This window comes from Halosolutus halophilus (assembly GCF_022869805.1).
GTDB lineage: Archaea > Halobacteriota > Halobacteria > Halobacteriales > Natrialbaceae > Halosolutus > Halosolutus halophilus.
Genome location: NZ_CP094974.1, coordinates 1,999,731 through 2,013,269 on the forward strand (window position 1 = coordinate 1,999,731; position 13,539 = coordinate 2,013,269).

Sequence of the window (13,539 nt, forward strand, 5' to 3'; positions counted from 1 at the left end):
ATGCTTACCTGGGGTTAGTTAAAGATGACACTCGAACAATTCACTCGCGAGGACGGGCAGGTCGCCCGGCAGTACGAATACGACGACGAGATGGTGGTTGCCGTCGACTTCGGTGCTACCGAAACGGATGCATCCGTCGACCTCGTCGACGATACCGTTATCGTCGTGGTCGACGAAGAACAATACGAGTTCGAACTGCCGGTTGACGCACACGACGCGCACACGTTTATCAAAAACGGCGTGCTCACTGTCGAGATGGAGGGTCACCGATGAAACTTACTGTCAAACCACTGAAACAGAAAGACGCAGGCCGCGGACTGGCCGCGATCGATCGGGTCTCGATGCGCGAACTCGATCTCGAGAACGGGGACTACATCGCGCTCAAGGGCAACGGCGACGGCCAGGCCGTCGCCCGGGTCTGGCCCGGCTACCCAGAAGACGAGGGCCGCGGCATCGTCCGGATCGACGGCCGTCTCCGGCAGGAGGCCGACGTGGGAATCGACGACCGCGTGACGATCGAGCCCGCGGACGTCAGTCCTGCGAAGTCGGTCACCGTGGCGCTCCCGCAGAACCTCCGCATCCGCGGTGACATTGGCCCGCTCGTTCGCGACAAGTTGAGCGGTCAGGCCGTCACCGAGGGACAGACGGTCCCGTTCTCGCTCTCGTTCGGCCCGATGGCGAGTTCCGGCCAGTCGGTACCACTGAAGATCGCGAGCACCTCACCGGCGGGCACCGTCGTCATCACCGACTCGACGGACATCGATATCTCCGAGACGCCGGCCGAGCAGGTCAGCGCCGGTGGCGCTCCCTCCGCCGAGGGCGTTCCGAACGTCACTTACGAGGACATCGGCGGCCTGGACGACGAACTCGACCAGGTCCGCGAGATGATCGAACTGCCGATGCGCCACCCCGAACTGTTCCAACAGCTCGGCATCGAACCGCCCAAGGGGGTCCTGCTGCACGGCCCGCCGGGCACCGGCAAGACGCTGATGGCGAAAGCCGTCGCCAACGAGATCGACGCCCACTTCGAGACGATCTCCGGACCGGAGATCATGTCGAAGTACTACGGTGAAAGCGAGGAGCAACTCCGCGAAGTCTTCGAAGAGGCCGAGGAGAACGCCCCCGCGATCATCTTCATCGACGAACTCGACTCGATCGCCGCCAAGCGCGAGGAGGCCGGCGGCGACGTCGAACGGCGCGTGGTCGCCCAGCTACTCAGCCTGATGGACGGGCTCGAGGAACGCGGTCGCGTCACGGTCATCGCCGCGACCAACCGCATCGACGACATCGACCCCGCACTGCGCCGCGGTGGCCGGTTCGATCGCGAGATCGAGATCGGCGTCCCGGACAAGGACGGTCGCAAGGAAATCCTGCAGGTCCACACCCGCGGGATGCCCCTCACCGAGTCGATCGATCTCGACCACTACGCTGCCAACACGCACGGCTTCGTGGGGGCCGATCTCGAGTCGCTGGCCCGCGAGAGCGCGATGAACGCGCTCCGACGGATTCGGCCGGAACTCGACCTCGAATCCGAGGAGATCGACGCGGACGTGCTCGAATCCCTGCAGGTGACCGAGCGGGACTTCAAGGATGCGCTCAAGGGGATCCAGCCGTCCGCGATGCGCGAGGTCTTCGTCGAGGTTCCCGACATCACCTGGAACGACGTCGGCGGCCTCGGGGACACCAAAGAGCGCCTGCGCGAGACGATCCAGTGGCCGCTGGACTACCCGCAGGTGTTCGAGGCCATGGACATGGAGGCTGCCAAGGGCGTCCTCATGTACGGCCCGCCCGGCACCGGGAAGACGCTGCTCGCCAAGGCAGTCGCCAACGAGGCCGAGTCGAACTTCATCTCGATCAAGGGCCCCGAACTGCTGAACAAGTACGTCGGCGAGTCCGAGAAGGGCGTCCGCGAGGTCTTCGAGAAGGCACGATCGAACGCACCGACCGTGATCTTCTTCGACGAGATCGACTCGATCGCCGGCGAACGCGGCCAGCGCCAGGGTGACTCCGGCGTCGGCGAGCGCGTCGTCTCACAGCTGCTGACCGAACTCGACGGTCTCGAGGAACTCGAGGACGTCGTCGTGATCGCCACGACCAACCGACCCGACCTGATCGATCCGGCCCTGCTCCGGCCCGGACGGCTGGACCGCCACGTCCACGTCCCCGTGCCGGACGAGGGCGGCCGCAAGAAGATCTTCGAGGTCCACACCCGGGACAAGCCGCTGGCCGACGCGGTCGACCTCGACTGGCTGGCGAGCGAGACCGAGGGCTACGTCGGCGCGGACATCGAAGCCGTCTGCCGCGAAGCCTCGATGGCGGCGAGCCGCGAGTTCATCAACTCGGTCGATCCCGAGGAGATGGACGACACGATCGGGAACGTCCGCATCAGCAAGGAGCACTTCGAGAAAGCGCTCGAAGAAGTCAGCGCGAGCGTGACCTCCGAGACGCGCGAGCGCTACGAGGAGATCGAAGAGGAGTTCCAGCAGGCCGAACCGGCCCAGGAAGAGGAGCAGCTCGGACGTACCTTCCAGTGACGACGATCGCGGACGCGATCGATTGTTGACGGACCGACCGACGTTCTTTTGTCGGGGTAAACGACGGTCCCGTTCCGGGACGAGCGACGGCCCCGCTGTCGAATCAGTCCCCGAGACGGCCGTCGTCCGACGGAACCGGACTCCGGCTCAGTCGGCGGCGACTTCGGCGCCGTCGAGATCCGCGAGCACCTCTTCCGCGTGCCCCTCCGGCGTCACGCCCTCGTAGACCGCTTCGATCGTCCCGTCGGGACCGACGAGGTAGGTGTTCCGGAAGACGCCGTCGAAAGTATTTCCAAACATGCGTTTCTCGCCGTAAGACTCGTACAGCGTGGCAACCTCGCCGAACTCGTCCGAGAGGAGATCGAAGTCGAGGTCGTACTCGGCCGCAAAGTCGGCGAGGTCGTCGACGGGGTCGTCGCTGATACCGACGACGTGGACGTCGCGATCGTCGAACTCCGGTTTCGCGTCGTCGAACGATCGGGCTTCGGTGGTACAGCCATCCGTGTTTGCACGTGGATAGAAGTACACGACGAGTCGCTGCCCCTCGAAGTCGGAGCGGCGGACGGTCTCACCGTGCTGGTTGGAAAGTTCGAACTCCGGCGCGTCGTCGCCTACGTCGAGCATAGCGCCATGTTAGCGAGTGCGGTTGTATATTTTATGATTGGAAAGTTCACTTCCCACTATCCTACACGTGTTAGTTCAGGTAGCGACGCGAGTGCGAGCACGCGCCGAATTCCCGATCTCGTAGTGCGGTCTCGGATACGGACTTGCCTTCCGATCGACGGAAGTGCAGCACGTCCGGGCCGCGATCGAACGCGGCTACTCGAGCGGTTCGGCCGCCTCCTGTTCGACGAGCGGCGTCGCGTTCTGTTCCGGCAGGGTGACCACGTCGTCACGCGAGAGGGTGTACTCGCGGTCGTCGACCCCGAGAATCGAGCCGACGTCCTGCGTGATCCGCACGGTGACCCGATCGACGTCCGACCCGTCGGCCGTAGTGCGATCGGCCCCAGTGGCCGCCGTGTCGGCGTCCGACGGAGCCCTGGACGAATCGGCGTCGGTAGCTGGTTCGGATCGGGACCGATCGGACGGTTCCGTCGGGGTGTCCGGGTCATCCGGCCCGGTATCGCGACGGCCCGACTGTGACGGAGAATCGACTCCGTCAGTGTCACGGTCGGGCGTTTCCGTCGGCGCTCCGGACGACGTCGGGTCGCCGCCCATCACGTCCGCCGGGGTGACGCCGCTGGCGTCGGCCGGTGCCCCGTCCGCGTCTCCGTCCGCTGGTGTAGGCTGGTCGGGGACAGGTTCCTCCGGCGGTACCGGGGGCGGTTCGGGCTGTCCCGAATCGTCTCGATTCGGTGGGCCGTCGGGGGTCGCAGGATCGTCGGTCGTGGCCGCCGGTGTGGAATCGGTCGCCTCCGCTCCGTCGCCCGGATTCCTTTCGAGCGTATCGAGGACCCGGCCCTTGTTCGACCGGATCCGATCGACGAGGTCCGCGAAGAGATCCCGTTCTTCGGCCGTCAGACCCTCGTCGTCGGCCGGCATGCCGGCCGCGGCGAGACTGGCCTGTTTGACGAGTTTGCCCATGCGGCGCTCGTAGACGGCCTCGACGACGTCGCGGGCGGTCTCGATCTCGTCCGTGAGTCGACTCACTTCGGGCGAGGAGAAGGGGTCGTCGGCCTGCTCGGCGACGCGGTCGCGTTCGGCCTCGAGGTCGGCGATGTAGTCGCCGACCTCCTGGTAGAACGAGGGGCGCAGATTCTGGAGGCTGTCCTTCTGGCGCTCCTTGCTCTGGACCGAACGCAACTCGTCTAGATTCATTCTTTCTCCTTTTCAGCTCTGCCACGCGCCATGAGGAACACGGCAACGTACTCCGGTAGAGACTGGTCTCCGTCCGAGACTGTAAAACTATTCCCCCCGAGTTCGACCTCGCCGCCGTCGGTGACGTCGACCGTGATCTCGTGGCCCGTGAACGTCTCGGGGACGGCGTCGACCAGCGGATCGAAAGCCGTGATCTCGTCGCGTTCGAGCCGAACCGTCTCGAGGCCGCTGCCCCCGTGGAGACTACCCGGCAGCCGGATGAGCCGGTTCGTGTCGGTGGTGACGGGTTCGTCGATCGGCGCGTTGTCCCGTTCGACGGCCGTGGCAGCGAACCGTTCGGCCAGTTGTGCGACCGCGGTGTGGACGGTGACGTTGCCCGCCTCGAGCCCCTCGCGGTTGTTCCGGGCGGCGTTCAGTGTCGCCTGCGCTTTCCCCTCGCCGATGCCGTCGAACTCCTGGAGGCGGTCGAGAGCCGCCGCCTCCTCCATCTCGAGGAGGTCGTCGACGAAGGCCATGAAGTGCTCGTGGATCCGATCGCCCCAGCCGCCGTGGATCCGCAGCGTGCGTCGTTCCGTCGGCGTCTCGCGACCCAGCCCCGCGACGGTCTCGGTCTCGATCAGCTCCTCGAAGTCGAGGCCGATACCGCGGACGTAGTCGACGATCTCGCGGCGGTGTTCCCGTTCTAAGTGCAGGACGTTCTCGTCCCGGACGTGGACGTGGTACCCGCGCCCGCCGGAAAAGACGATCTCCAGGTCCTCGAAGCCGAAGTCGTCCTCGAGGAAGTCCAGCAATCGGAGGAGGGCGTCCTTGCAGGTCGCGAGCATCTCCGCGTAGGAGTCCTCGCCGAGCGTCACGTTCGGCAGGTGGTCGGCGTCCAGGTCGAAGACCAGGTCCGCGGATTGCCAGTCTTTCTCGTGCATCGAACTGGCACCCGGATCGCGAAACCGACCCGCGGAGAAGTAGACGTGTCGCGGCCGCTTGCGGACGAGAAACTCCGATAGGTCGCCGAGTTCGAGCAGCGAACGATGGCGGACCATCGTCGTTCCAGGTCCATCGGTCCAGGGGATGAAGCCCCACTCCCGTTCGTTGGCCGCGGGCGGTGGCGTCAGCTCCGTCCGACGGTAGTGATCGCGGAATCGCCCCCGAAGATAGGCCCTCGTTCGCTCCTCCATGCGCTTGGCCTACTCGGAGTGGGTCCGGTATAATTGTATTGGACTGTTCGTCTCGCGCGGTACGGGGTAGGTGGCCGACCGCGGACCGTGGGTCGACGTCGGAGGTGGGTAACGCTCGACGGGCCGGATTACACGCCTTGCCGCTCGACGGTGACGTAGCCGTCGCCGTCCAGAATCGCTTCGACCCGCCCGTGCCAGGCCTCGGCGAAGGCAGCCCGTTCGTCCGCGGTCGCGTCGCCCTCGATCAGCGCCGGCAGGTGCTGTGTAGCGGGGCCAGCGTCCGGGATCTTCGACGTGTCGTACGTCACGCGGACCGTCTCGTCCGTGTCAGTTCGCGTGAACTCGAACGCGATTCCGTCGACGCCGATTGCGCCGAACCGCAGCAGGTCTTTGCGTCCGCCGTGGCCGCCGGCCAGCCCGGCGAAGCCGTCCTCGCCCGCGGCACCCGTAATGTACGAGATCAGTCGCGACGTGACGCCGTAACTCGGATCGTCCCGCGGCCCGCCCGCGAGAACGGCAACGTCCCCGCGAACCGGGAGTTCGTCGCCGGGGTACAGTGCGTCGAGTCCGGCCTGGGCGATGCGGTAGGCCCCTGCCGCCGTCGGACAGGAGTGGCCCGCCGCTTTCACGACGTCCTCGTACGTGACGACGATCGGGTCACCCGGGTCGACGACGGCCAGCGCCTCGGCAACGGGGTCGCGCAGCCGGATCGGTTCGACGTCCTCGTAGCTAACGTTCCAGTTCGTGGTCGTGCGGTCGGTTTCGGTGGTGTCGTTCATTGTCGTGTCCTCTGGGTCGGATCGATCAGTCGTCAGTACCGTAGCAGTCGCATCCCGTTCAGGATGACCAGTAGCACGCTCCCGATGTGGACGAGCATACCGCTGGCCATGTGGACGTAGCCGGCGAAGACGCCGGCGAGCAGCAGGACGACCGTCGCGACGGCGATCGCGACGTTCTCCGTGACGTTCCAGCGGGTCGCCTTGCTGAGCGAGACGGCGTACGGGATGCGTTCCAGGTCGTCTGCCATCAGCGCCATGTCGGCCGTCTCGATCGCCGTGTCGGTTCCGGCGGCACCCATCGCGATCCCGACGTCCGCGGTAGCCAGCGAGGGCGCGTCGTTGATGCCGTCGCCGACCATCGCGACGACGTGTCCCTCTTCCTGGAACGACTCGATCGCGTCCTGTTTCTCCTCGGGCAGCAGGGCCGCCCGGTAGTCGTCGATGCCGATCGTCTCGGCGACCGCGCGTGCGGTGCGTTCGTTGTCCCCCGTGAGCATCACCGTGCGGACGCCGGCGTCTTTCAGCGCTCTCACGACGTCCGCCGCGGCGGAACGGAGTTCGTCCCGGAGCGAGACGACGCCGACGACGTTACCGTCGAGGACGACGTGGACCGCCGTCTGGCCGGCCTCCTCGCGCTCGCGGACGTGGTCAGCAACTCGCGTCGGAACCTCGATCCCGCGCTCCGCGAGGAGCGCGCGGTTGCCGACGACGATCCGGCGATCGACGTACTGGGCGACGACCCCTTTCCCGGCAACGACCTCGAACGCGTCGGGATCGGGGATCTGCGGGCGCTCGACGACCGTTCCCCCGTCGGTCAGGTGGGCCGCGCTGGTGCCGCCGCCTTCGCCCCGAGCGGCCTCGAGGATCGCGTCCGCGAGGTGGTGTTCGCTCTTCTTCTCGGCGATCGCCGCGTAGCGAAGCACCTCGTCGGATTCGACGCCGAACCCCTCGACGGATGCGACGGCCGTTTCGCCCTTCGTCAGGGTCCCCGTCTTGTCGAACGCGACGAGGTCGATCTTGCCCGCGGTCTCGAGGTGCTCTCCACCCTTCATCAGGACGCCCGATCGCGCCGCATTGCCGATGGCGCTCACGATGCTGACCGGGGGTCCGATGACCAGCGCGCCGGGACAGCCGATGACGAGCAGCGTCAGCGCCACGATCGCGTCCCCGGTGTACGCGTACGTTCCGGCCGCAAGCACGACGATCGCGGGCGTGTAGTACCTCGCGAACCGCTCGATGATCGTCTCCGTCGGCGCTTTCGCCTCCTGGGCCTCCTCGACCCGACGGATGATCCGCTCGAGCGTCGTGTCTGCGCCGGTGCCGGTCGCGACGACCTCGAGCGCGCCCTCCTGGTTGATCGTGCCGGCGTAGACCTCGTCGCCCGCCGACTTGTGGACGGGAGCGCTCTCGCCGGTGACGGGGGCCTGGTCGATCGCGCTTTCACCCTCGGTGACCTCGCCGTCGACGGGGACCTTCGCCCCGGGCTTGACGACGACGGTTTCCCCGGGTTCGACCTCGCGTGCCGAGACCTCGACGTCTTCCCCATTACGGCGGACGATGGCCGTGTCCGGGGTCATCTCGAGCAACTCCTCGAGAGCGGATCGGGTCTTGCCCATCGTCCGCGCTTCGAGGTAGTTCCCGAGCGAGAACAGGAAGACGACGGCTGCTGCCTCCCAGTACTCGCCGATGACGATCGCGCCGATCGCGGCCAGCGTGACGAGGGAATTGATCCCGACAGTACCGCTTCGGAGGGTGTAGTAGGCCTTTTTCGCGACGTCGTAGCCGCCGACGATCGACGCGAGGATCATCAGCGCGGCGCTTATCTGGTCCAGGTCGTGGAAGTAGCCGAGGCCCCAGCCGATCGCGAAGAGCAGGCCACTGGCGGCGACGACGACCGGTTTGCGGTGTTTTCGGACGTATCTCTTGAGATTCACGTCCGATCACCTGGGCTGTGGGGTGTACCCCTGGTTCGAGATCGTTCGTTCGAAGGCGTCGGGATCGACGGTATCCTCGTCGTACTCGATCTCGACGCGGCCGGTCGTGTAGTGGACCTCGACGCGCTCGACGCCGTCGGTCCTCGAAAGCGATCGTTCGACGTTGCTCGCACACGTCGGGCAGTCGAAGTCGGTTACGCGGTATTCAGTGATCTGGGTCATCGTTCTTCGAGTGTCCCTACGAAGCCCGCCCGTAAATATATCACTCAAATGACTTGTTTGTGTTCGCCGACGCGTGCTTCCACCGGTGAAACGACTCGTCTAGGGGGTGATCGTGAGTCGATCGAGCCACCGTGGCAAACCGGCCGCCAGCCTGCACGACTTATACGGGTCGCTCACCTAGCCACTGTCAACCGATGGCCGAATTCACGTCGGACGTCACGGTCGAAGACATCGCGGTCAGGGATACGAACGTCTCGAGCGCCGTCGACGAACCCGTCCGGGCGATGATCCTCGACATGCTCGCGGAAGCCGAACTCTCCGTGGCCGATATCGACGCGGAACTCGCCGGGCGAGGATACGATCGGACGCGCAACACGGTGCGCCACCACGTCAACGAACTCCGGGACGCGGGCCTCGTCGAGGTCGCACGACTCGAGGAACGCAACGGCGGCACGACGAAGTACTATCGTGCGAACACGATCGTCCTCTCGTACGCGCTTCCCGCGGGCAGCCAGGAGGATCTCGACGCGATGGCCCACGAGATCGCGCCCGAAATCGCGGACCTCGTGGGATCCCTCGAGTCGGAGTACGGGGAGACGATCGATCGGATCGTCGGCGAGATGGCACCCTGTGAACACTGTCGCAACCAGAAGTACAGGACCTACCTGCTGTCGACCGTCCTCCGACGGGCGTTCGTGGAGGGCGTCGTCCGACGTGACGACGGAGAGTAGGGCGTCGATCGCCGAGAACGGAAGGAGAGCGTCGATCGCCGAGAACGGAAGGAGAGCGTCGATCGCCGTAATCGCGAGGAAGAGGCCGTATAGTCGACGGAGAGCTGGAGCTGACGAGTCTGATCACATCGCAGAACCGGCCGTCAGCGCCGCATCAGGTCCGAAATCCGATCGGTGATGCCGACGTCGGAGCCGAGTTTCAGGTAGTAGGCGTCGCCGCCGTCCTCGTAGTAGCTGTCGATCCGGCGTTTGATCTCGAACCCGAGGTGTTCGTAGAACTGGAGGGCGTTCTCGTTGCTCGTCCGGGCGTGACACGTGATCGTGTCGTGGTCCTCGGCGACGCGAGCGACGAGTCGCTTCCCGATTCCTTCGCCGCGGCACTCCGGCGAGACCGCCAGAAACAGGATGTAGCCGTCGCGTCGAACGGCCGCGAAGCCGACGAGATCACCGTCCTGGAGGTAACAGTGAACCGTCGATCGACGATACGCGTCGGTGAAGAAGTCGTATCGCTGCTTGAGTACCCCCTCACGTCGATTTATCCGCTCTTTCAGCTCCCACGCTTCGTCGACGAAGTCGTCACTCCCCGGCGTGACGACGCGACTGTCGATGTTGACGCTCACTACCACAGCCTACCATCGTCGCCAATATAATTCCACCGGCAGCACCTGCTCGGGACCGTCGGATGGAGACGACGCCGCGCCGGTTCTCCCCTCTCGGGACAGTCGATCGCGGCCGGGAACCGACGGGCATACGACGGCGGCCGGAGAACACACCTCACGATGGGGTTCGAACTGCGCGACCACACGGCCGACGTCGGGGTCGCGGCAACCGGTGACACGCTCGCGGCCGTCTTCGCGGCGGTCGCGGACGGACTCGCCGCCGCGATGTGCGACGACGTGCCAGCCGAGACCGGCGATCGGTTCTCGCTGTCGGTCACCGCCGAGAGCCGCGACGCACTGTTGTTCGACTACCTCGACGAACTGATCTACCTCCGGGACGTCCGGGCAGAACTCCCGGTCGACAACCGCGTCGAATCGATCGCCGGGTCGGCGAACGGGACGGGAGACGACGGCGGCCAACCGAATTCCGGCGTCGACGACGTCCCCGCCGAGGCGTGGTCGCTCGAGGCGAGCGCCCGCGGCGTCCCCCTCTCCGCGATCGACGCACGCGAGGTGAAGGCGGTGACCTACTCCGAGATGCGCCTCGAACGGGTCGACGACGGGTGGGAGGCGTACGTCGTGTTCGACGTCTGAATCGATCGACAGCCGGACCGAACCCCGCGACGGCGTGTTGGCCGAGCGGGTTTTCACGCTGGGAGGCGTAACTGTGGCAGTGACTCTCGCGGTCGATCGCGTTCGGCGGCGTCTCGTCCTCGGAACGGCCCTGCTCGTTCTCGGCGTCGGGACGGTCAGCGCCCACGAGGAGTACGTCGTCGACGACGAACGGAACGTCGGCGCGGCGGAGTTCCTCGCGGACGCGCTCACCGATCCGCTCGTCGTCGGGCCGCTGCTCGTGGGTGCGGTGGTCGTCCTCGCAGTCGTCGCGACGTATCTCGCCGTTCGTCCGTTCGGGCGGGACGTCGCCGCCTTCCGATCGGCTATGCGCGAGTACGAACCGTACGTGCCCTGGCTCCTGCGAATCTCGCTGGGAATCCCGCTGATCGGGGCCGGCTTCGGCGGTTACTTTATCAGCCCCGAAATCGAGGTGAACCTGCGACTACTGCAGGTCGCGCTCGGCTTCGGCCTGCTGTTCGGCCTCGCGACGCGCCTCGTCGCGCTCCTCGCGCTCGCCGCCTACCTCGTCGGCGTCGCGATTCGACCGACGCTCCTGTTACAGTTCGAGTTCGTCGGCGGACTCGCCGCGATCGCACTGATTGGGAGTGGACGACCGAGTGCCGACCACGTGCTCCAGCGGATCGCCGGCACTCCGGGCGCGACGTTCGCTCGCGTCGATCCGGTCTACGATCGAGCGCGGGCGTTCCAGGAGTGGATCGGGGCCTACACCGCCCTCCTGCCGGTGGTCGTCCGGCTCGGACTCGGGGTGACGTTCGTCTACCTCGGCCTGGGTCAGAAGCTCATGCGGCCCGGGATCGCACTCTCGGTCGTCGATCGGTACGACCTGACCGCGGTCGTGCCGGCGAGTCCGGAGCTGTGGGCGCTCGGCGCGGGACTGGCGGAAGTGGCGCTGGGACTCGCACTCGTCGTCGGGTTCTTCACCCGCGCGAGCGCCATGGTCGCGATCGGGATGTTCTCGTTGACGCTGTTCGCGCTCCCCGACGATCCCGTCCTCGCTCACGTGGGACTCTTCGGGATGGCCTCCGTGTTGCTCATCACCGGGAGCGGCCCGTACGCCGTCGACGGGCGACTGGGACGCGACCACCGGACGCCGACGGACGCGCCGACGGACGATCGAGCCAGCGCCACTGCCGTCGAGGACTAGGGGTACTCGGCCGTCTACCGCGGTATCCGGTGATTTCGAGCCGCGGTGTCCGGCGATATCGACCTGCGACCACCGTGATTCCGGTACGCGATGTCGATCGGAGAGACGAACATCTTTCATCGTTGCCGACGGAGCATCACGTATGAGCAAGGCCACGTTCGACGCGGACGGAATCACGCTCGAACAGGTGCACGAGTACGTCTGGGAGATCCCGCGGGAGGGTGACATGCGGACTCCGGCACGGGTACTGGCGAGCGAGGCGCTCCTGGAGGAGATCAAGGAGGACAAGACGCTCGAGCAGATCAAGAATACGACCCACCTGCCCGGTATCACGAAGCACGCGATCTGTATGCCCGACGGCCACCAGGGGTACGGCTTCCCCGTCGGCGGGGTGGGTGCGCTGGATGCCGAGAACGGCTGTATTTCGCCCGGAGCGGTCGGCTACGATATTAATTGCGGCGTCCGGATGATGCGGACGAACCTCACGTACGACGACCTTCAGGGCCGGGAGGAGGAACTCGTCGACTCGCTGTTCGCAAACATCCCCTCTGGACTGGGCGGCGGCGGCGTCGTCGAATCGGGCGTCGATACCGTCGACGAAATTCTCGCAAGGGGGGTCGACTGGGCGCTCGAGAACGGCCACGCCGTCGAGGACGACCTGCTCCACTGCGAGGACGAGGGGATGCGCGAGGGCGCGGATCCCTCGAAGGTGAGCCAGAAAGCCAAGGATCGCGGGAAGAACCAGATCGGATCGCTGGGTTCGGGGAACCACTTCCTCGAGGTCCAGCGCGTGACCGACGTTTTCGACGCCGAGGTGGGCGCGGCCTTCGGCCTCGAAGAAGATCAGATCGTCGTCCTGATCCACTGTGGGTCCCGCGGCCTGGGCCACCAGACCTGCACCGATTACCTGCGGAAGATCGAACGGCAACACCAGGGGCTGCTGAACCAGTTGCCGGACAAGGAACTGGCGGCCGCACCCGCGGGATCGCAGCTCGCCGAGGACTACTACGGGGCGATGAACGCGGCGATCAACTTCGCGTGGGTCAATCGCCAGCTGGTCATGCACCGCACGCGGCAGGTGTTCGAACGGGTGTTCGAGCGCTCGTGGGAAGAGATGGACATGCATCTCCTGTACGACGTGGCGCACAATATCGCGAAGAAGGAGACGCACGTCGTGGACGGGGCGGAACGCGAACTCTACGTCCACCGCAAGGGCGCGACGCGGGCGTTCCCCGCCGGCCACCCCGAGGTCCCGACGGCCTACCGCGACGTCGGCCAGCCCGTCATCATCCCCGGCAGCATGGGGACCGGCAGCTACGTCCTGCGCGGCGGCGAGAACTCCATGGACCTCACGTTCGGCTCGACCGCACACGGCGCGGGCCGGCTGATGAGTCGCACGCAGGCCAAAAACGAGTACTGGGGCGGCGACGTAAAGCAGCAACTCGAGGCGCAGGATCAGATCTACGTGAAGGCCCAGTCCGGCGCGACCGTCGCCGAGGAGGCCCCCGGCGTCTACAAGGACGTCGACGAGGTCGTCCGGGTCTCCGACGAACTCGGCATCGGCGACAAGGTCGCGCGGACGTTCCCCGTCTGCAACATCAAGGGCTGACCCCGTCGGTCCCGATCGGCGAATTCCTACCCGAGGCCGATCGAAACGCTTCGTTCGCCCCGTAGGACGGCCGATCTCACTTTAGCCTGAACGGATTGTCCTCGTCGTCTTCGTCTTCCCCGTCCGCGGTCTCGTACGGTTTCCGCGCCGTGATCGTCACGGTTGCTTCCGGGTCGTCCTCGTCGGCCCAGGGACTGTCGTACGCCGAGAGTTCGAGGTCCGTCACGTCCCAGCCCTCGTCCTCGACGAGTTCGACGAGTCGGCGCTGATCGGCGAGCATATCGTCGTCCATACGGGCCGG

At 66.1% G+C, this 13,539-nt stretch carries 14 protein-coding genes; 6 read left to right on the forward strand and 8 right to left on the reverse strand.

The window, feature by feature from the left end; all coding sequences use genetic code 11:
• Positions 1 to 24: 24 nt before the first annotated feature.
• Both MUG98_RS09885 and MUG98_RS09890 read left to right on the forward strand, forming a co-directional pair.
• Positions 25 to 273 carry a DUF7127 family protein gene (locus MUG98_RS09885; protein WP_265111960.1) on the forward strand — a complete coding sequence of 83 codons (249 nt, stop codon included), beginning with the start codon at positions 25 to 27 and terminating at the stop codon, positions 271 to 273.
• Complete coding sequence (locus MUG98_RS09890) at positions 270 to 2,534, forward strand: CDC48 family AAA ATPase (protein WP_265111961.1); 2,265 nt, start codon at positions 270 to 272, stop codon at positions 2,532 to 2,534. Before MUG98_RS09885 ends, MUG98_RS09890 begins: the two co-directional genes overlap by 4 nt.
• Before the next feature lie 147 nt (positions 2,535 to 2,681).
• On the opposite strand, the gene bcp is transcribed toward MUG98_RS09890, so the two are convergent.
• The 6 genes from bcp to MUG98_RS09920 form a co-directional block, all read right to left on the reverse strand.
• Complete coding sequence (bcp, locus tag MUG98_RS09895; RefSeq protein WP_265111962.1) at positions 2,682 to 3,158, reverse strand: thioredoxin-dependent thiol peroxidase; 477 nt, start codon at positions 3,156 to 3,158, stop codon at positions 2,682 to 2,684.
• Positions 3,159 to 3,353: 195 nt separating this feature from the next.
• Complete coding sequence (locus tag MUG98_RS09900; RefSeq protein ID WP_265111963.1) at positions 3,354 to 4,352, reverse strand: DNA replication complex subunit Gins51; 999 nt, start codon at positions 4,350 to 4,352, stop codon at positions 3,354 to 3,356.
• Positions 4,349 to 5,524: a DNA primase small subunit PriS gene (gene priS, locus MUG98_RS09905; RefSeq protein WP_265111964.1), complete on the reverse strand. Its 1,176-nt coding sequence runs from the start codon at positions 5,522 to 5,524 to the stop codon at positions 4,349 to 4,351. Before priS ends, MUG98_RS09900 begins: the two co-directional genes overlap by 4 nt.
• Before the next feature lie 128 nt (positions 5,525 to 5,652).
• Positions 5,653 to 6,303: a formylmethanofuran dehydrogenase subunit E family protein gene (locus MUG98_RS09910; protein WP_265111965.1), complete on the reverse strand. Its 651-nt coding sequence runs from the start codon at positions 6,301 to 6,303 to the stop codon at positions 5,653 to 5,655.
• A gap of 32 nt (positions 6,304 to 6,335) precedes the next feature.
• On the reverse strand, positions 6,336 to 8,237 hold the full coding sequence (locus MUG98_RS09915) for a heavy metal translocating P-type ATPase (protein WP_265111966.1): 1,902 nt from the start codon (positions 8,235 to 8,237) through the stop codon (positions 6,336 to 6,338).
• A gap of 6 nt (positions 8,238 to 8,243) precedes the next feature.
• On the reverse strand, positions 8,244 to 8,459 hold the full coding sequence (locus MUG98_RS09920) for a heavy-metal-associated domain-containing protein (RefSeq protein ID WP_265111967.1): 216 nt from the start codon (positions 8,457 to 8,459) through the stop codon (positions 8,244 to 8,246).
• Between the two features lie 194 nt (positions 8,460 to 8,653).
• On the opposite strand from MUG98_RS09920, the gene MUG98_RS09925 reads away from it, so the two are divergent.
• A complete protein-coding gene (locus tag MUG98_RS09925) occupies positions 8,654 to 9,190 on the forward strand; it encodes a winged helix-turn-helix domain-containing protein (RefSeq protein WP_265111968.1) in 537 nt (178 codons plus the stop codon).
• 143 nt (positions 9,191 to 9,333) lie between these two features.
• Here the strand turns inward: MUG98_RS09925 and MUG98_RS09930 are convergent, their stop codons facing one another.
• Positions 9,334 to 9,810 carry a GNAT family N-acetyltransferase gene (locus MUG98_RS09930; RefSeq protein ID WP_265111969.1) on the reverse strand — a complete coding sequence of 159 codons (477 nt, stop codon included), beginning with the start codon at positions 9,808 to 9,810 and terminating at the stop codon, positions 9,334 to 9,336.
• Positions 9,811 to 9,969: 159 nt separating this feature from the next.
• Between MUG98_RS09930 and MUG98_RS09935 the strand changes: the two genes are divergently transcribed.
• The 3 genes from MUG98_RS09935 to MUG98_RS09945 all read left to right on the forward strand — a co-directional run bounded on the left by MUG98_RS09935 (position 9,970) and on the right by MUG98_RS09945 (position 13,238).
• Positions 9,970 to 10,443 carry an archease gene (locus MUG98_RS09935; RefSeq protein WP_265111970.1) on the forward strand — a complete coding sequence of 158 codons (474 nt, stop codon included), beginning with the start codon at positions 9,970 to 9,972 and terminating at the stop codon, positions 10,441 to 10,443.
• A 73-nt stretch (positions 10,444 to 10,516) separates the two neighbouring features.
• On the forward strand, positions 10,517 to 11,629 hold the full coding sequence (locus MUG98_RS09940; protein WP_320443127.1) for a DoxX family protein: 1,113 nt from the start codon (positions 10,517 to 10,519) through the stop codon (positions 11,627 to 11,629).
• A 142-nt stretch (positions 11,630 to 11,771) separates the two neighbouring features.
• Positions 11,772 to 13,238 (forward strand): RtcB family protein, encoded by a 1,467-nt coding sequence (locus tag MUG98_RS09945; RefSeq protein WP_265111971.1) that lies wholly within the window; start codon positions 11,772 to 11,774, stop codon positions 13,236 to 13,238.
• A 76-nt stretch (positions 13,239 to 13,314) separates the two neighbouring features.
• Here the strand turns inward: MUG98_RS09945 and MUG98_RS09950 are convergent, their stop codons facing one another.
• Complete coding sequence (locus MUG98_RS09950) at positions 13,315 to 13,530, reverse strand: hypothetical protein (RefSeq protein WP_265111972.1); 216 nt, start codon at positions 13,528 to 13,530, stop codon at positions 13,315 to 13,317.
• Between the last annotated feature and the right edge of the window lie 9 nt (positions 13,531 to 13,539).